Annotated in this window: 12 protein-coding genes; 4 read left to right on the top strand and 8 right to left on the bottom strand. The window is 36.3% G+C overall.

Translation table 11 applies throughout. The annotated features are described in order from the left end of the window. Nucleotides 1-6 precede the first annotated feature (6 nt). Nucleotides 7-2,229 carry a heparinase II/III domain-containing protein gene (locus tag ACFSAH_RS06755; protein WP_379661949.1) on the bottom strand — a complete coding sequence of 741 codons (2,223 nt, stop codon included), beginning with the start codon at nucleotides 2,227-2,229 and terminating at the stop codon, nucleotides 7-9. Between the two features lie 360 nt (nucleotides 2,230-2,589). Here ACFSAH_RS06755 and ACFSAH_RS06750 point away from each other — a divergent pair, with 360 nt between their 5' ends. From ACFSAH_RS06750 to ACFSAH_RS06740, 3 genes are all read left to right on the top strand, one after another. Beyond that, nucleotides 2,590-5,685, top strand: coding sequence for a heparinase II/III domain-containing protein (locus ACFSAH_RS06750; RefSeq protein WP_379661948.1), 3,096 nt, complete (start codon nucleotides 2,590-2,592; stop codon nucleotides 5,683-5,685). Between the two features lie 35 nt (nucleotides 5,686-5,720). Further along, nucleotides 5,721-7,943, top strand: a complete 2,223-nt coding sequence (locus ACFSAH_RS06745; protein WP_379661947.1) for a hypothetical protein — start codon at nucleotides 5,721-5,723, stop codon at nucleotides 7,941-7,943. 82 nt (nucleotides 7,944-8,025) lie between these two features. Then, complete coding sequence (locus tag ACFSAH_RS06740) at nucleotides 8,026-9,336, top strand: acetylxylan esterase (protein WP_379661946.1); 1,311 nt, start codon at nucleotides 8,026-8,028, stop codon at nucleotides 9,334-9,336. A gap of 328 nt (nucleotides 9,337-9,664) precedes the next feature. Here ACFSAH_RS06740 and ACFSAH_RS06735 read toward each other — a convergent pair whose 3' ends face one another. The 7 genes from ACFSAH_RS06735 to mobA all read right to left on the bottom strand — a co-directional run bounded on the left by ACFSAH_RS06735 (nucleotide 9,665) and on the right by mobA (nucleotide 18,568). Beyond that, the gene (locus ACFSAH_RS06735; protein ID WP_379661945.1) at nucleotides 9,665-12,091 is read right to left on the bottom strand and encodes an AAA family ATPase; all 2,427 of its coding nucleotides are present in this window, start codon (nucleotides 12,089-12,091) and stop codon (nucleotides 9,665-9,667) included. Further along, the gene (locus ACFSAH_RS06730; RefSeq protein WP_379661944.1) at nucleotides 12,075-12,266 is read right to left on the bottom strand and encodes a hypothetical protein; all 192 of its coding nucleotides are present in this window, start codon (nucleotides 12,264-12,266) and stop codon (nucleotides 12,075-12,077) included. Before ACFSAH_RS06730 ends, ACFSAH_RS06735 begins: the two co-directional genes overlap by 17 nt. 6 nt (nucleotides 12,267-12,272) lie before the next feature. Continuing rightward, complete coding sequence (locus ACFSAH_RS06725) at nucleotides 12,273-12,752, bottom strand: hypothetical protein (RefSeq protein WP_379661943.1); 480 nt, start codon at nucleotides 12,750-12,752, stop codon at nucleotides 12,273-12,275. A 6-nt stretch (nucleotides 12,753-12,758) separates the two neighbouring features. Continuing rightward, nucleotides 12,759-15,521, bottom strand: a complete 2,763-nt coding sequence (locus ACFSAH_RS06720; RefSeq protein WP_379661942.1) for an N-6 DNA methylase — start codon at nucleotides 15,519-15,521, stop codon at nucleotides 12,759-12,761. Between the two features lie 2 nt (nucleotides 15,522-15,523). After that, nucleotides 15,524-16,747, bottom strand: coding sequence for a DNA methyltransferase (locus tag ACFSAH_RS06715; RefSeq protein ID WP_379661941.1), 1,224 nt, complete (start codon nucleotides 16,745-16,747; stop codon nucleotides 15,524-15,526). 116 nt (nucleotides 16,748-16,863) lie between these two features. Continuing rightward, on the bottom strand, nucleotides 16,864-18,129 hold the full coding sequence (mobB, locus tag ACFSAH_RS06710; protein WP_379661940.1) for a conjugal transfer protein MobB: 1,266 nt from the start codon (nucleotides 18,127-18,129) through the stop codon (nucleotides 16,864-16,866). Between the two features lie 4 nt (nucleotides 18,130-18,133). Beyond that, complete coding sequence (gene mobA / locus ACFSAH_RS06705; protein ID WP_379661939.1) at nucleotides 18,134-18,568, bottom strand: conjugal transfer protein MobA; 435 nt, start codon at nucleotides 18,566-18,568, stop codon at nucleotides 18,134-18,136. A gap of 15 nt (nucleotides 18,569-18,583) precedes the next feature. Here mobA and ACFSAH_RS06700 point away from each other — a divergent pair, with 15 nt between their 5' ends. Next, nucleotides 18,584-18,790, top strand: coding sequence for a hypothetical protein (locus tag ACFSAH_RS06700; protein WP_379661938.1), 207 nt, complete (start codon nucleotides 18,584-18,586; stop codon nucleotides 18,788-18,790). Nucleotides 18,791-19,051 lie beyond the last annotated feature (261 nt).

Here is a 19,051-nt window from a genome sequence, read left to right as displayed (position 1 = left end):
TAGTAATTATTTTATTCCTGTTTTTTTTTGACTACTCTGAAATATGCTTTTTTGTGCTTCTACTTCAGTACTGAAAGGTTCTTCCAAAAGGATTTTTTTTCCTTTACTTATGCGTATGCTGCCCTCGGTTGTTTCCTCGTCTGAAAAAAGTATCCGGTAAGATTTTCCCTGATAGCTAAATTCAATGCCCTTCTTACCTTTCTCTTCTATTGAAGTGGAGGATGTCATACTTTTTTGTCCGGTATCGCCAACCTGTATAAGGTGTAGAAAACTGTCTTTAAGTTTTGGGTTTTTTGGAGCAACTTCAACTCTCCACTGTCCTAACAAAGGAATGGTATCCAAAGGAACCTTGCTTCTGCTTTTTCGGTAATTCCAGTCGTCGGGAGTTAATATTGGCAATGGCCAATTTCTACCATCAGACCAGAATTGTTTTTCCCTTCCTCCAATTTTTGTAAGCTCACCATCTTTTGGAAATACGGTGCGGCAAAATAATTTACCACCGTTAGATTCTTCAAAAAACTCATTGTTTTTAATAATATTTGGTTCAGAAATAGTATGTAATAACCACGTTTTTGGGTAATCGGCTGATTTAGAAACCACTTTGTCGAAAACAACGAATATGTCCGGCTGGATAAATACAAATTGCCTGATTACGGTAGTAGCTTTATTGCTATGATAGGCTTCTGTGGCATCTGAAGCTATATAGACATATTGATTGTTCTGGCTATATCCTATAACTTTTGAGCCTATGATTTTTCGTTGTCCACCATCGTTAGGAATAGGTAATGGTGTTTCTGCACTTGCCGGTCCGCCCCAATATGCGGGGAATTGTTCTCCAGGCATTCTGATAAGGATGCAGTTGTGGGCAACAGTGCGGCAGTAGTAATGGGTTAAATGCTGACCGGGTTCAGGTCTTGTGCCTGAATCAACCGTTCTGAACCCTTTTTTATAAATTACAAAGTTGTTATTATCGTAATGGCGATGCTGATCAAGTATTCCCCCTGCCGAAAAAAGTGCATATGTGTCATTATCTCCTGCTCCCGAACGCATAAAAATCTGTCCCATATTCTCGAAAAACATAGCAGAAGGCATGCTAGGTAAGCTTTCTGTACTAGAAGACTGTTGATCAGAATCTTGAACCTTATCCTTTAGCAGATATTTTGCAAAGGGAATAGCGTCTGCACTTTGCGGTTGTGTTTTAGCGGCTATCCAGTTTAATAAAGACATGGCTTCAGGGTGTTTTTCCTGATAAAAATGTTTTAGCTGCTGTAAATGAATATGCATGTGCCTTAACGGCAATTTATTGCTAAAATGGTCAACATCACCATAACCAAAATGGCGGGCACCCGGTAACCAGTTCCAGGCCACGTAATACAAAAAATCTAGTGGAAATGTCCATTGCTGAGATATATCTATACCGGTTGCTGAATTTACGGAATGGAAAAAGTTGAATTCAACCCAAGGATAAGCCTGAATGGCATATTCCATTACCGCTGTTGAAGCACCTCCGTCATCGCCAGCAACATGCTGACGGTATTTCAATAGTTTCCAATGTTCCTGAAATCCTTTTTTAAGTAACTCTTCCGCTAGATTGTCGTCAATCCCCGTTTTGTAAAAAACCAAACCGGTGTACCATGCCAGAACAGGAGGACCATAATAACCTGTTTTATAGGTACCCGTGTTTTCGCGTGGAAAAGGTTTTCGTCCGTTGAGATGGGTCATTGTATTGATAGCGTATAATAGTGGTCTGCCAATTTCGACACGTTCATGAGATGTTAAATCGCTATATATCCAATCGTAAGCGGTTAAAGCACAAATTCTTGAATAGGCATACCAATGTATGTTCAGTTTTTGTTCGTTTCGCAAGTTATAATACTCTCCAAGTTTTTTTAATATCTTTTTGGTGTACTCAAAATACTCGCGTTCTCCGGTAACAAGATAAATCAATGCAGCGTCAGAAGCAGTAAGTCCGTATTCGTGATCTTTGCTTTGTGTACCATCAGTGATTTTTAGGTCTACAAATACAATAGGCTTTTTCATGTCCTTGTCTATCCTGTCTTTCATTTTGTCAAAATCATCACGAAGGTTTCCAACAGATCTTGCTTTAATATCGCTTAATATTCTGTTATTGATAAATACTTTTGGGTGGCTTTCCTGTATTTTTCCAGATATAGCGGCGAAAGCTTTTTCAATATCTTCATCTGTGGTTTGTTGGGCTTTTAATGTCACAGAAATTATTGAAATCAATAAAAAGCAACAGAAAATCTGAAAATATTTCTTGCACATGTTCTTGAATGGTTAGGAATGTTAAAAATATAGGTTTTTAAAGTTGTACATCACAAATATCAAAAAATCAACTATTGTGTTGAGGGGGATAATTGTCTTAATTAAGGGGGGATACTTGAATCTGTCAAAAGGATTCTATTTTTTAAGATGGTTTAAATTTGATGCAAATGCTGTGATTGTAGTTGTTCTATACAAAAGCAAGAACAGATAGTTTATACCCCTCATTTAGATACTTATCCACCGTTGAGGTACATGCAGTCAACTTAAATTTGTTTGACTGAAACTTTTAAACCAATATAAACCATGAAACAAGAATCGGATAGATTTTCGCAAGCCTTTTTATTTTGGAGTAAATATAGGGTGATCATACTACAGAAACTTAGTCTTCTACTGATTCTGAGTTTTAGTTTTCAACCACTTAATGCACAGGTGACTTTTGAATCTTTGTTTACAGGAGATTTTAATGATGGCTATCTGGTGGAAACTAATTCTAGTAACCCAAGGGTAGTTAATGGAGTTACAGGAGCAGGAAGTAATTACATCAGGGCCAAGGTAAATCCATTGTCTGTAGTAAGTGATGGAAATAATAACGTAGCTGTTGCCTATAATTCGGTAAATAGAATATTAAGAAAGGATGATGGGCAAGAGAATGTTATTGTTGTTCCTTTATCCAGTATTAGTGGAGGTGTGAGGGGAGTGGCTATAGACCAAGAGAGTGAGTTTCTTTATCAGAGTGGGTCTGGAAGTGGCTTAGGGCGTATTAATCTTCTTGTCTGGAAAAATGATGGTACCATGGCATCTGTAGGTTACTATTCGGGTAAGCCGATAGGGACATCCACAACAAATATTAGAACGATACCATTTTTAAGAAGTGGAGGACTGTATTTTGTAAATGGTGCTCCTGCAAGAACCGCTTACAATTTTGAAGGTAATGTAAGAGGGCTGGCATTTGATGCTCAGGGAAACCTTTATATGGCAAATAGTGGAGATCATAGGGTGGATAAGGTTTCAATACTTAAAAAGAAAGTGTCTGCAACTGCAGGTACAGGAAATAGTATTGTACTGGAAAACACCAACGGTTTAAAAGAGGGAGATTTGGTGGGAGGTCTTAACATTCAAGAATTGTCTTATATAGGAGCTGTTAGTGGAAATACAATCACACTGGTAAGTAGTAGTGGGGCAGTCCGTAATATTGAAAGTGAGGTGAATAGTGGATCTACTTTGGTATTTGCTACTGGTATTACCAATATTCTGGGTAACGGAACGTCAGGTTCGGTTTTAAGTGGTGTGGCACTAACTTCACAGTTGGATTTTACAACTACAGTGGCTGCAGATCATTTACAGATAAGTCTTGTTTTTGATATATCAGGCAATTTGTATGTAGCAGACATGGGAAATAAACGGATATTGAAAATACATGCTGAATCTGGTGCTATAGGAGGGAATTCACCCATATCGGTGTTTGTATCAAAAACACCTGAAACTGATCAACTGAGAGGTATGGCTATTGGCAAAGGTGGTAATCTCTATTTTACCAACACGAACAACCATACGGTATACAGTGTAAAAATAAATGCGTTGGCAAATGCAGATGAACAAGGAGACGATGGTACACCACACCCGACTGGTTTGTTTGATTACTCGGGAATTAAAGATCATCCGCGTATCCTATTTTCTAAAGCAGATGAGGAAGAATTAAAAAATATATTGCCAGCCAATGCAGACCTTACAGCTGTTCATAACAGAATAATCACCTATTGTAATTCTGTACTTACTGCAAATCCCGTAGAATGGGAGCTTACCGGGAAGCGTTTACTAAGTGTATCCAGACTGGCTTTAAAAAGAATATTCTATTTGTCTTACGCTTATAGGATGACAGGTGATAATAGGTATCTGGTAAGAGCCGAACAGGAAATAAATGCAGTTTGTGATTTCACAGACTGGAATCCTTCTCATTTTTTAGATATCGGAGAAATGGCTACAGGGGTTGCTATAGGATACGACTGGCTTTATCACAATTTATCAATAAAAACAAAAGATAATATACGTAAAGCGTTAAAGGAAAAAGCTTTTCAGCCCTCATATAACAGTAGTTATGCATGGTTTTTAACTGCGTCCAGTAACTGGAATCAGGTATGTAACACAGGATTGACTTATGCGGCTTTAGCGATATACGAAAGTAACAAGCAGGAAGCCGTAAATATTATAGAAAGAGCTCATAATTCCATAAAACTTCCTTTAGCAACTTATGTGCCTTCTGGTAATTACCCCGAGGGTTATATGTATTGGGCTTATGGAACAACTTATCAGGTAATGTTTTCTGCTGCTCTGGAAAGTGCCTTGGGAACAGATGGAAATCTACAAAGTAGTCCCGGATTTATGCAAACAGCCAATTATATGCTGTATATGGCAGGTACAAACGGACTTTGTTTCAACTATGCCGATTGTTATAATAACGAGTCGCCCAATCCGGCAATGTTTTGGTTTGCACATAAAGCGAATGATCCCAGACTTATTTTTAACGAAAGAAGACTTATAGAAAATGGGGGATTATATATTAAAACTTACGAAGAAGAGCGTTTGTTGCCACTAGCGTTAATGTTTGGAATGAAGCATGATTTTAGTCAGCAATCTGCCGCCCCTTCCAGTAAAATGTATGTTGGTTACGGCGATGTACCGGTAGCTATGGTAAGAACAGGATGGGGAACCGCTAATGATATTTATGTAGGTATTAAAGGAGGTTATGCTGGGGCAAACCATGGACATATGGATGCCGGATCTTTTGTATTTGAGACAAAGGGTATAAGATGGGCTCTGGATTTAGGTCTTCAAAGTTACAATACTTTAGAAAGTAAAGGTGTAGACTTATGGAATATGTCACAGAATTCCCAACGTTGGGATGTACTAAGGCTCAATAATAATTTCCATAATACCTTAACAATTAATGGGAATAAACATTTGGTAAATGGCAAAGCGACCATTACTGAAATCTTTGATGCCGATGCCAAACGAGGAGCAAGGTTAAAATTGACTGACGTGTTTAAAAATGACCTTCGCAGTGCCGAAAGGGAGATTGTATTGATTAATGAAGACTATTTGTTGGTGACCGATCAGGTAAGTACTAATAACAAGGCGGCAACATTTAAGTGGAAGATGGTGACCAAAGCTACACCCGAAATTATTGATAATAGTACTATTAAGCTTAGTCAGGAAGGCAAAATCGTGTATTTAAAAATAAATTCATCACAAGCTGTACAGGCTAAAACATGGTCAACAGCACCTGTAACTGATTATGATGCTGAAAATCCCGGCAGTACTGTTGTAGGGTTTGAAAGTTCATTGGCTGCTAATCATGATTATACGTTTGAGGTGAAGATCGGAAGCAATTTGAATAATTAATTAACCCAATTAGATAATCAATTAAACTATGTGAAATGAAAAAATTATTACTAAAAACATTGAAAAATGTTGGTTTTGTTGCAATTCTATTGTTGAACAACCAATTTCTAAAAGCACAGGTAACTTTTGAATCTCTGTTTACAGGAGATTTTAACACCGGGAGTTTTGTTGAAACAGTAACAGGGCAGATACTGAAAGGTACTACAGGTACAGGCGCAGAGTATTTTAGAACTAAAGTAAACCCGCTTTCTGTGGTAAGAGACGAAAATAATAATGTAGCAGTTGCCTATAATTCTGTCAACAGAATATTAAGAAAAGATGATGGGCAGAATAATATTACCATTATTCAGCTTTCCAGCCTCAGTGGAGGAGTAAGAGGGATAGCTATTGATAAAGACAGTGAGTTTCTTTATCAGGGAGGTTCTGCAAATAATTTAGGCCGTGTCAATATGATTATCTGGAAGAATGACGGTACTCCTGTATCTGCAGGTTATTATTCCGGTAAGTCGGTGGGAACTCTTACAACAGATATTAAAACCATTCCCTTTATAAGAGGCGGCGAACAGTATTTTGTAGACGGGGCCGCAATGAGAACTACATACAATTTTGGAGGGCAGGTAAGAGGCTTAGCGTTTGATAGTAAAGGTAATCTTTATATGGCAAACAGAGACGATCATAAAATAATAAAGGTTTCGATAGTTAAAAAGAAAGTCTCGGGAGAGGTTAATGTAGGTAATAGCATTGAATTGGAAGATGCCAGTGGTTTGAAAGCAGGCGACTTTGTTGGTGGACTTAATATTCAAGAACTTTCCTATATAGGAGATGTTAGTGGAAATACGATTACGTTGGTGAATAACACTGGTGCGGCCCGTAATGTTTCGGATGTGGTACCTGATGGCACTACCTTGGTTTTTGCTACAGGCATTACTAATATTGCTGGCAATGGAACTGCAGGAAATATTTTAGGTAGTACGGCAGAAACTTCGCAATTGGATTTTTCAACTACACTTCAAACAGATCATGTACAGATAGGTCTTGCTTTTGATACGGAAGATAATCTGTATGTAGCAGATATTAATAATAAAAGGATATTAAAAATAGAAACAGTCATTGGAGATATAACTGCAAGTTCACCAATATCTGTATTTGCTGCTAAAGCACCTGCAACAGATCAGGTAAGAGGACTTGCCATAGGTAAAAATAATAATGTTTATTTTACGAATACAAGCAACCATACTTTGTACAGTACAGAAGACGGAACAAATATTAAAGTAGTAGCAGGTTCTGGAGCAAGATTAACATTGGGAGCTAATAATCTTTATAGTCTGGTTCAGGGCAGCAATGTTGTGCAGATGAATATGAGTTCATCACATGCTAGCATAACAGATATGCTGGATAATGCTGGTGTAGGTATGTATGTAAGGTCGAGTAGTGATAATAAAATTACCGGGGCAAAAATTACAGCTATAGATAAAGACGCAAAAAATATCACTTTAAATATGGTATCAGCCAGAGATGTGGCTTTAGGTAGCGGTTTAAATAATTCAGGTACGTTGCTTCTTGTTCCGGATGATGGATTTGTAACAACCGAAAGTAATAAAGGTTATTTAGATGGTCCCGGTTCGTTAACCATATTAGATAGGGGAACTAAAGAAGATTTGGTAGTGGCAGATGTAAATGGAGTTTTTATTCGTGTTTTAAAAGGGGTGAGTACCCTTCCGGTAACTCTTGCCGGAGATTTTGAAGCAAAGCTTAATTCTACAGGTACAGTGGGTCTATACTGGAAAACTGCATCAGAACAAGATAATAGCCGTTTTATAATCAAAAGAAGTACAGATGGAATTACCTATGAGGAAATAGAAGCGATACAGTCAAAAGGTACGACAGGAGCTAGTTACCATACTACCGATACTAACCCCGTGTCGGGAGTAAATTACTATCAACTTAGCCAGACAGATATAAACGGAACGACAAAAATATTAGGGATAAAATTTGTAAACGTGGTAGTAACAACAAAATCAGATGTGGTGGTTTATCCTAACCCGATAAAAAACAATCAGTTTACCATAAAAACAACCTCTGAAAATAACACAATAAACGTCATCCTTGCAGATTTAAACAGTAGCAAAGTATTTGAAAGCCTGATTCCAGGAAATGGAAGTAATACTTATACAGTACAGCTACCTGAAAAAGTGGCTGCAGGTATCTACCTGTTGAGCGTAGATGGGAAGTATGTACAAAAACTAGTAATAGAATAGTTGAAAAATATAGTTTAGAATTATAGAAACAAAACTATTAACTTAGAAAACCATAAATAACTTAATAATCAATCCAAACTCAATGAAGAAGAATAAAAGAATACTCCTTTCAAACCTGATCTTTATTTGGTTAACAGGTCTTTTCTTTGTACAAAACCTAAATGCACAAACAAATTCAGCAGTTACTATCTCGGTTACAGCCGATAAACCTGATTGGGTTTATAGTGTGGGAGAAAAACCAAAATTTAAGATTGCCGCCATGCAAAATGGTAAACCGGCAAAGGACGTTAAAATAAAATACGAGATTGGTCCGGAAAAAATGCCAGCTATTAAAACAGAAAATCTGGTGTTAACCAACGGAGAAATAGTTATTGAGGCAAACTCATTAGCAGAACCTGGTTTTTTAAGAATGACTGTTACTTCACAAGCAGGTGGAAAAACCGTAAAGAGTCTGGCAACTGCTGCTTTTGCGCCACAATTAATTAAACCTACTGTTACTATGCCTGATGATTTTAATTCTTTCTGGCAAAAAGCAATAGAAGATTTAAAGAAAGTGCCTGTGGATGCAAAGCTGGAATTGCTTAAAGAACGATCAACCGCAACAGTTGATGTTTATCAGTTGAATCTGCAGAATATAGGGGCCTCCAGGGTATATGGTATTTTATGTGTTCCCAAAAAGGAAGGGAAATATCCTGCGGTACTAAAAGTTCCTGGGGCAGGGGTGAGACCTTACAATGGAGATATCGCTTTGGCAGAAAAAGGATTTATAACATTGGAGATAGGTATACATGGTGTTCCGGTTAATCTTAACCCTGAAGTTTATAATGATTTAAGAACCGGAGCTCTTGCCGGATATCCTTCTTTTAACTTAGATAATAAGAATAGCTTTTATTATAAAAGAGTTTATTTAGGATGTATCAGAGCAATAGATTATCTGGTGGATCATCCTTCATATGATGGAACAAATCTTGCCGTACAAGGAGGAAGCCAGGGTGGTGCCTTGTCCATTGTTACAACAGCTTTAGATAAAAGAGTGAAATATTTGGTAGCATTTTATCCAGCGCTTTCAGATGTGACAGGATATTTGTTTAATAGAGCAGGTGGGTGGCCACATTATTTTAATGCGTATAATAAAGTGCTGAATAATACACCACCAAAACTGGAAACCTGTCAGTATTATGATGTAGTGAACTTTGCAAAGCAACTGACTGTTCCGGGTTTTTATAGCTGGGGATTTAATGACGAAACCTGTCCGCCAACATCTATGTATGCGGCATATAATGGTATTACGGCACCCAAGGAATTGGCTATTTATAAAGAAACAGGACATAACACAGTCCCTTCTCAAAGAGGGGAAGCTACTAATTGGCTAATCAGTAAATTGAAACAATAAAGGAATAAAATAATTTAAAGATAGAAGATGGGCTCCGATATTTGTCGGGGCCTGTTTTGTTTGTATGAAACGCACCAAATTAGTATTGGTTCTTTTTTGTTAAAACTGTGCTAAGGAAGAGGATTGAAGAACTATTGTGTTGAAAAGAAAGAAAAGTACTGAAAAGCAAAAAGGCAATAGCTTTTAAACTATTGCCTTTTCGTAGCCGAAACCGAACAAATCTCGAAACATTTTTTGGAGGATTTGGAACGGCTAACCTCGTTAAGTCACGAAACATTATAAAAAGCCGTTTAAAACACAGAATAAATTTTATATCTCGATGTGTAAACTATTTCCATTCATATTTTGTAGTGTCACAACCACATCTAATTTTCTTTGCGACATTATCATAGTTTTTTATTGAAACTTTTGGTCTTGTGCAAGTTGATTCCTGACAATAAAATATGCTTTCAAGCTCTTTTATGTCAGCCCAAAACGCTTTTAAATCTCCAATTTTAGGATTAAACGGATTATCGTGTGAAAGTAAATTTCCAAGTAAAGAAGAATTTGCAACACGTTCAATAACGGGAACTTTCGCTTTTATGTCTTGTCCGCCTGCTTTATTGATTTTTGATTTTAATTCATTCAATAATTCATCGGGCATTCGCTTTTCATTGACCTCATTTAGTCTGAAACTGACTTTTACGTCTAAATTCAAACAGATGTCTTTTAATTTGGCTTCCAAATATTTTCGTATTGGGTTGCCAAGTGTTTCAACCGAACTGTTTGCAAGTTCACGTTCAATAAATTCTTTAAGGTCGTTTGGTTTTTCTTCAAGATGTGTTCCTTTTGCTTCTGACCATTTAATCTCTCCGATTGTCCAACTTTTTCGTTTCGCTAATTGCTGAACGTAGCTAAACCATTCCGCCTCGTGTGTCAAAAGAATAAATTGATAATCTGCAAACTTTTCAAACAATAAATCAGCAAAGCGTTTTCTATGCGTGGTATCAAAGCTTGATATAACATCATCTAAAACAATAAATTTATTTTCCTTATTAAAAGCGATTACGGAAGCCAAGAAAAATGAAATTCCGAAACAGTTCAAGTGCGATTCACTAAAATACTTTTGGGGTGGCGAAACCCATTCGTCATTATATTTGTATTCAATTGTAATTCCGTTTAGTTCATCATCTTCACCAATGGTTACAATCCTGATTTCGTGGAATTGTTCATTAGGATTCATATATTGATAGAAGTCGTTAATGTATGAAGAAAACGCATTAATGAAACTTTCTAATCCCTCTTTTTGGCGTTTTACAAATTCATTATAAATAAGTTCTAAAGAGTTCTTTTGATACTCCAACTTGCTCCTGTCTTTTTCAAAGCGTTTTATTCTCAAAAAGGCGTCTTTTGCAGCCGAAATGTTTGCGTAAAGCTCGGTTGATTTATCGTTTTTTATTGCGGTTTGTATTGCTTCAAGTCTTTCAGCAATTTGCTCTTGAATTTTGAAATCATCTTCTGCCAAAATCAAAGTACTGTTTGCAGGTAATTTGTTTCCCGATGTAACTTTTTCATTGGCTGATTTTTGGTATTCGATTAGTTTATCGTTTAAACTACTGATTGCCTTTTTAATACTTTCATTTTCAGGCTCAGCCAACAAAGCATTATTAGCAACTATTTCAAGTCGTTTCAATCGCTCTGCTACAATGTCAGTAACAGACTTTTTCGCTGTGTCAAAAGCAACCTTCTTTTTAGATGATTCCTCAATTTCTTTTAACCTGCTTTGAATATCCGTTTTTAATTCTTCAAGATTTTTTTGCTGTAAGCATAATGGGCAATTATCCTCTTTGTGATATTTCTTAGCAATAACAGTTTCTCCTGATTTTAAAAGTTCTGCCAAAAATGTTTGCATTATGCTTTGAACATCTTCGGCAATTTTGTTGAACTCAGTAAAATATTTCTGATATTCTCGGTCAATAAACGATATTTCGCCTTTAAGTGTTGAAAGTGCTGTATTGGTATTTTCTAAAAATTGAAGCTCTGTTATTTGTTTGGTGTTTGCAGGTTTTTTGATGTGATTTAAAACCTTGTCAATATCTTCAATGGTGTTTACGATAATTCCTATTTTTAAGGGCTCTATAATCTCATTTATCTTTTCAAAAAGATTTTTTTCTTGACTTACTGCTGCACCAATTTTGGCTATTAACGTTTGTTTTTCATTGTTGATTTGTGCCTCAAAGTTTTGGATTTTTATCTCTGATTTAATTGAATTAAATGCTTTTCTTAAAACGTCTTTCGTTTTGGTCACTTCCGAAAAACCGATAATATCTGATAAGTATTTTAGTTTATCACCTTTGGTTTGGTCAATGAAATCACGCAAAAATTGATATCTGAGTAATAAATTTTCACTTTGAGAATCGGAATAGTATTTCTGAAAATCATCGGACGAATTAGATATTTCAGATATTAGTTTTCCTCTTTTGCTAAACAAATTCTTTGTAGCATCAATTACATTCTTATTATATAAAATAGTAGTAGAAGAGGTGTCGGTATCTTTTTGATATGAATTTCGTAAAGCATCTTTTAAATCTATTTCACTACCCGATAAATGAGAAACCTTATCTGTATAAAACCACTCAATGGCATCAGAAATGCTACTTTTTCCTGTTCCATTATCGCCATAAAGCAATACAGATTTTTCATTAAGCTGTAATGAAATCGTATCTCGTATGCCTCTGATTCCCGCTATCGTTATGCTTTTAATTTTCGTTATCATTGTCGGTTCGGATTTTTTGCAACTCATTAACCACGTTTTTGTCGGTTAATTTGCCATTGGTGTATAATTCTGCCAAACTTTCGGCAATCGTTTTATCAACGTTTTCAATAGATGAGATTTCTCTGAAAAAATCATCTAAAATTTCTTTGCCCGATTTTACTTTTGTTTCTGCCATTGTTCTTTATTTGAAGTAATTCCAATCAATTTTAAAATCTGTCGTAAGCGTATTATTCAAAATCTCAAATCCTGTTTTGTTGTTGCAAATTGGATATACGCCATAATGTTCTACAAAATTCAGAATGAAATAACTTTCTAAATCTTCAACTCTGAAATTCCAAATATCTCGTAGCATTTCAATATTGATATAAGTAAACCAAAGAGGTTCAACCTTTCTGTAATTTACCAATCCAACATTTTTTGATTTGCCCTCAAAGTGTCCAATTAAACGGCTTCCTATGCTATTTGTTCTTTTTTCACTCATTCCGATATACAGCAACTTTGATTTGTCAAAAGGATATTGCACTTGAATTGTTGAACTGAAAATGAAATACAAGCCCGTAATGCCACCCAAAGGTTTGATATTTTTTGCTTCAAATAACATTGGACTATCGAAATAGATAGTAACAGTTTTATTGCCCAATTCATTAATCATATCAGCCATATCAATTTAATCTTTAACAGCAAATCTTATTCTGTAGAGGTGTAACAGCGATTCTTTTATGGAATCGTAATACTCTACAATTCCGTAAGTGTTGAATAATACTTGCTCAAAATTAATTCTATCTTCTTGTAAAATCTCTTGCTCCAAAGGCAATCGGTTTCTTTGTGCAATTGGTTGAAAGGCGTTTATAATTTCCGCCTTTTGCTCGTTGTTCAATAAATTAGGATTAAGGATTTTGAAATCCCTTTCAAACTTTGTTGCTCTTAAGTCAAGAGCTCCCAATCCTCTACCAAAACCAAAACTTTCAATAAAGAACATACTAAGTATGCTATTGAAAAGTGCAAGGAAAAGAGTTTTGTTTTCGGCTTGATAGTCTTCTTTGATAGAAAAACCTATCATTCGTTGGTCAATAAATGAACGTGTCTCAAATCGAGCGATGAATAAGCTTTTATCATAATTCACATTGGCAACATAGTCAGCCATATTGTTTGTGTTCATCTCATACCAATACATATTTGCTCTACGTAATGATTGAGTCAAAGGAACGCCTGTTTCATTTACCTGATTTTCAAATGACCTAATCCAATTTAACGCACCTGTATGACCTAATGCTTCAAGTTCTTCAGTACTTCGTGAACAACAAAAAGCTTCTACCTCTGCCACACAAGTTAAGGATGGTGTACCTCTTAGATTTTTTAGAACAGGTTGTATATATTCATTTTCTATTCCGTGCCCTATTGCTGGATAAAACAAAGGATTCCAACCTCTCCTTTCTCCTCGTGTAAAATTAAAAATTTGATTAGAATCAATAAGTCTATCAGCAATGATTGGAAGCCAATTTAGATTGGCAAAATAACCGCACCAAGGCACTCCAATTTCTTCTAATTCCCTGATTTGAGTTAATGAATAAGGTTGAATTTTAACCTGCTCTGATTCTGTTTCAAGAATAATATTGTTGCTCAATTGCTTAATATCATCTATTTCCTCAATTTTTTCTTTTAATGTACAAAATGAAATAGTCCTATCTATGTTTTCAGGCTCGGCAGGGTTTCTCTTAGTCGCTATCAGAAAAGTTGTGACAACATCTGCGTTATGAAACCATTTACCTTTTCCTGAAATAACAACAATATCAATGTCAAAGTATTTTTGAACTAACTCTAAAAATATTTCTCCATAATCTGTTCCGAGCCAAGCATTTGAAAGAATTAAACCAATCCTACCATTATCTGACAAAATATTGTGCAAGTAAAAAGGTATATAGGCAAATATATCACTCTTGCCACTCAATGATTTGGGAGTATTGGTTTGAGCTTGGATTACACCATTTATTTCCGTAATGTTCGGATTCAGTACTTCTATCTCTTTGCTTTTTATAAAAGGCAGATTGGAAACAACATAATCGACACGAGGCAGACGCTTGTCTATATCATTACCATTATTAGGGTCTTTAAAAGTAACCGTTTGCCCTGTTTGCAAGTCTATTACATCTGCTCTGAAAATATTCAAAACCCTGCCGATGTTATCAGGCTTGGCTAAAGTCAGTGTAGATAACTGTATAGGAAAAGAATGCTTATCAGAAGCCCAGATACTTTCAAGAATACTGTCTTGAGCGATTTCGTATTCTTCTTTAAGTAAATATGCTTGTTTTATAATCGTTCCTGTTCCGCAACAAGGGTCTATTACAATACCCTCTTTGTCATTAATGGTTAATCTCGTTAGTAGGTCAGCTAACTTTTTAGGCGTTGCAAATTGCCCTGCAACCTTTCTTTTGGCAGAAACAATTGATGATTGCAGTAAATTGTGTAAAATCTCAATTTCAATACCGTCAATATTAATTGTCGAAAGGAATAAGTTTAATTGTACTATTTGTTTCCAAGCTGTATCTGAAATCAATTCAATAGCAAGGTTGTCGCTAAAAATATTCCAAAAATTACAATGCTCGGATATTCCTGCAATTACCTGCTTTGCTTCATTTACTGTCGTGTCATAATCAACAGTTTCAATAGCTCTTGCTTCATTAAAATGTCGTTTAAGGACATTGGCAAAGACGATTTTAAAAACCCAGTCCGTCAAAACCACTTTCGATAGGGTTGGAAATTTGTTAGATTTATCTCGTGCCGATGTCGGATTATAACCATATTCAGTTGCAGATGAAAGCCACCAATTATTTATTTGAGCATCAAGTCTTGCATTTCTTCTTGTTTTGTTCCGTATGTTTTCAACGGTTGACGGTATATTTTCAAGTACAACATCAATAACTTTATCAATGGATAGAATATCGCCTTGTGCATCTTCAGAAATATCTCCCGATTCAAAATAATTGTTTAAATCTTGGAGAATTGTATGTAGAAGTGTCTTCCAAAGTGCTTCATTTGCTCTGACTTCTAAACGAGTGTTGATAGCAATATCATTCCATGTCTTTAATATAGAATAGTTTTCTCCATTCTTTACATATAAAACCGCACTCTTTACGTTCCAAAGAATAAAGCTGTCCCTTTGAAGAATTTTTGCTTTCGTTATGGCATTACTTATTAACTCTACATCATTTATCGGCGTGTCAGGCATTTTAAGCTCCCAACCCTGTAAAATAATTTCTTTGGTAAGGTCTTTAAAAATCAGAACATCAGGGAATAAACTTGATTTTTCGTTCCTAATTGTACTTTCCCCTCCCGCACTTTTAAAGTGCCATCTTTTGTTAGCAAGGAATAAATTAATCTCACTGATTACATCAATAGCCCAGCTTCTTTCGTTGTAGTTGATTTTTGCCATATTTATTTATAATTCAGTGTGTGGTACTTTGCTATTGGTTCTTTGAAAAGGAGCAATGTTGATTCTTCAACTTCTTTTCGTTTTAATGTTTCTTCGATTCTGTCTGTGCAAACTTTGATATAGTCAACAGGCTGTACTTTGTGCAACAATACATCTTCGTTTTTCTCAATTCCGATAAAATTCCTGTTTTCCAAGATGGCAGAAAGTAAAAAACTTCCACTTCCACAAGCATTGTCTAAAACAATATCACCTGGATTGGTAAAGGTTCTAATTAAGTAGCGCCCTAATTCTATTGGTTTTTGTGTCGGATGATAAACAATCCCCTCTGATTCGGCTGTTTTTACATATACATAATCATCAATATTTTGTTCTTCGTAAAACACTACATCATTCGGATAGCGTTCACCGTTACTTTTAACGTGTTTTGGCTTAAAATCTCCGTAGCTTCCAGTGTATTGGTCTTTCCTAATTCCTTTGTCGTATGCTTCGCCTTTTGTCATTTGAGGATTATATGTCGGTTGCTTTCTGTAAAAAACACAAATATCTTCGTGCTTGCGAAGTGGTTGTTTTTTTGCGTTCAAAAAGTTAGTTGGTTTCGATTTTATCCAAGTGATTTTATACTTGAATAATTTTTCATTACTCAAAATCAACTTTGCCGTAAAAATACCTTGTGATGTTAAAACAATCGCCCCATTATCTTTTATGATTCTTTCGTACTCCGCCCAAAGTTTTTGCAAGTCAATAACAGAGTCCCATTTATTTTGTGTCGTGCCATAAGGTAAATCACAAAGAATCATATCTACTGATTTATCGGGGATGGATTGCATTACTTCCAAACAATCTCCTTGAACAACTTTGTTTACAAAGTCGTTGATTTTTCTTTTGTGCTTATGCCCCTTTAGTGATAAGACAAAGCCGTTCGTATGATTCTGCCCGTTGGTTCCGTATTTAATTTTTTCTTCTGCAACCTGCATCGCTTGCAACGCAAAATCTTCGTCTTGTACTTCATAAACAAGTTTATCACTAAGCCATTGAACAATAATTTCGTTCTTTTCAGCCTTGTAATATTTACATAGTTGGTTTACCTGTTCTCTTGTTGGCAAGCGTTTCCCATTCTCAATTCTGCTTAACAAAGTCTTGTTTATACCCGTCTTTTTTGTTACATCTTCTAATAACAGTTTTCGTTCCTCACGTATGTTTTTAAACGTCAAGCCTATCGTTTGCATATAGTCAATTTAAAGTTGTCAATTTTTGTCAAATTTAGTTATTCTGTCTTTGATGCCAAAATTTTTAGCTGAAAGATTTACTTTTCTTTTTCTGCATTCAAAATCAACAAGCATATTTACAATCGCCTCCCTTTTTTCTTCTTTTTCTTCATTCGTTTGGCAAACTGTTCTTCTTCGTAATCCACGCCCTGTGCATCGGGTAACAGGCTGAACAATCCCAAATCGAAATTAGACGAATGTTCTTGTAGGATAAACTCAAAAAGGTTCTTCGTCGGTAAATCGTCTATTGTGGTTGTATTTGAAAGATGGTTGTCCTGTGTTTTTAGTTCAGGTTTGGTTCCGTTGTTCCACCAATCATTGAATACATTTGCTGAAAGGTTTCTGTCTAACTGTGAACCGTTCCAAACGGTACGGCTACCGTTGTCAATAAAGGTTATTCCGTAAATCCGTCCGTTGTCGTTACGCCTTACAACGGTATGAATGCTCTGTTCTGCAAGTTGCTTTTTAAATTCCCTTTCGCTGTTTGTGGTGTGCATAGCCAATTCAACGGTATTCTTTAGGACAGACCTTGCAGGGTTGGTCTTCATTTTCTCTTTGGACTGCTCAAAGTGTTTTTGCAGTTGCGCAATCCCTGCATCCTTCCCGAACAGCGATGATTTGAACGGATTGCTTACCTTGTTTCCGTTTTCGTCCAATGCCACATAAACTAATCCGTGTACAGGCTTGCCGTTCCGTTCGCTCTTAACTTCTTCTGCCATAATATTAAAAAATGAAAGCAAAGCGTTGTAAGTTCCAAGACTTGTGTACTGATAATATTTTGGCAGATGCCGTACCACCGAAGCCATTTGACTTTTAATGTCGCCTTTTTGTTGTTCTACCTTTTTGAAAATCTTATCGGCTTGTTTCTGCTCCTGCTCGGTGGCTTTGTGCAGGTTGTATTTCTGCTCCAAATCCCGACAGATAGCCATTGAACGTGGGTGGTCGTAATCATCGGGGATTTTCTTTCCGTCAATGCCCACGCAGGTCGAAACGATATGGATATGCGTTCGGTCAATGTCCGTATGCTTAAAAACAATATAAGGCTGATTGCCATAGCCCATACGTTCCATATATTCCTGTGCCATTTCCGTAAATTGTTCATCGCTTACCCTGTCTTTCGGGTCGGGGTTCAATGAAATATGCCGTACCGTCTTTTCCGTTTTGATGTTCGCAGACAAATACGGCTCAAAACATTTATTAAAATACGCTACGGAATACCTGCCGTTTATTGTGTCGGGTATTTTGTTCAGCAACAAAACCTCTCCGTTTTCCCTGTCCACTTTCTGCTGATTGTACAAAATCGCTCCGTACATATTGCTTCCCTTTCCGATTTTTGCAATCATATTTTTACTCTTTATTCAGGTATTTCTTTTCAAATCTGTCGGTAAGAATTAAAACCTTTAGCAACAATTCTTTCATTTCTGCCGTCTGTTTTTCCAATTTATAGAGGTACGCAGATGCTTTTTTCTCTGAAAAATTGGCGTTCAATAACCTTACAATCTGATTGTAATTGGTTGCTATTCCCCGAAACTGACCGAAAAATCTGGTCAGTTCTGCGTGGTATTCCACTGCATTCATATCAATTTTTACGGTCTTTACCGTCTTCTGAAAGATGCAAGCCGTAATGAAATGTGCCTTTACATTTATCCCCGATTGGTCAAAAAGGGCAAGGCACTTGGCGTTTTCCTCTGCATTCAGGTTAATGGAATACCGATTGACCGCAGGATCAATCTTTGGTTTCCTTCCTGCTTTCTTAATCTGTTTTCTGTTCTTTTCTTCCATAATAAATCCATTTTAATGTTAAACCTAAACTGCGACTACGGAGCGGTTTTCAGCCCCCTGCAAGGGCAAGTGCTGTTGAGGTACGGAAATTTATTTCGAGTACCTCAAAAGATAACTTGCTCTGAACAGGGGTTCAGAAAAATCCGTTTTGCAAACGGATTGGAGTTAGCCGAAGAAACCAACCACTTCCGTTTACAAATTTCGGGAAGACTATTTGAATAACAGCGATTTACAAACGTGACTTTGAACGCCAAATAGTGCCACTGACTGCCACGTTTATACGGATTGGGATTGCTTTTATTTCCTTTGTATGGTTAGCTGGTTGATTGGTTACAGTCTTAATGAAGTAACCAAACAGCATAAATCCCAAAAGCAAACTTGCGTGATTGATTGCAGATGAATTACGGATTTTTCAGCTAATGAAACAGTTAATTAAGCGTATGCAGGTGGATAGGTACAGCAGTATATACAACTGACTGTTCA

This window comes from Pseudopedobacter beijingensis (assembly GCF_042678145.1).
Taxonomy (GTDB): Bacteria; Bacteroidota; Bacteroidia; order Sphingobacteriales; family Sphingobacteriaceae; genus Pseudopedobacter; species Pseudopedobacter beijingensis.
The sequence above is the reverse complement of the archived record's forward strand: the minus strand, read 5'-3'. Positions and strand labels throughout refer to the sequence as shown.

Coding starts and splice junctions, on each gene's coding strand:
- ACFSAH_RS06700 (WP_379661938.1), top strand. CDS start 18,584: ATGTTAAACCTAAACTGCGACTACGGAGCGGTTTTCAGCCCCCTGCAA.
- ACFSAH_RS06720 (WP_379661942.1), bottom strand. CDS start 15,521: ATGGCAAAAATCAACTACAACGAAAGAAGCTGGGCTATTGATGTAATC.
- mobB (WP_379661940.1), bottom strand. CDS start 18,129: ATGATTGCAAAAATCGGAAAGGGAAGCAATATGTACGGAGCGATTTTG.
- ACFSAH_RS06735 (WP_379661945.1), bottom strand. CDS start 12,091: ATGATAACGAAAATTAAAAGCATAACGATAGCGGGAATCAGAGGCATA.
- ACFSAH_RS06730 (WP_379661944.1), bottom strand. CDS start 12,266: ATGGCAGAAACAAAAGTAAAATCGGGCAAAGAAATTTTAGATGATTTT.
- mobA (WP_379661939.1), bottom strand. CDS start 18,568: ATGGAAGAAAAGAACAGAAAACAGATTAAGAAAGCAGGAAGGAAACCA.
- ACFSAH_RS06715 (WP_379661941.1), bottom strand. CDS start 16,747: ATGCAAACGATAGGCTTGACGTTTAAAAACATACGTGAGGAACGAAAA.
- ACFSAH_RS06725 (WP_379661943.1), bottom strand. CDS start 12,752: ATGGCTGATATGATTAATGAATTGGGCAATAAAACTGTTACTATCTAT.
- ACFSAH_RS06750 (WP_379661948.1), top strand. CDS start 2,590: ATGAAACAAGAATCGGATAGATTTTCGCAAGCCTTTTTATTTTGGAGT.
- ACFSAH_RS06740 (WP_379661946.1), top strand. CDS start 8,026: ATGAAGAAGAATAAAAGAATACTCCTTTCAAACCTGATCTTTATTTGG.
- ACFSAH_RS06745 (WP_379661947.1), top strand. CDS start 5,721: ATGAAAAAATTATTACTAAAAACATTGAAAAATGTTGGTTTTGTTGCA.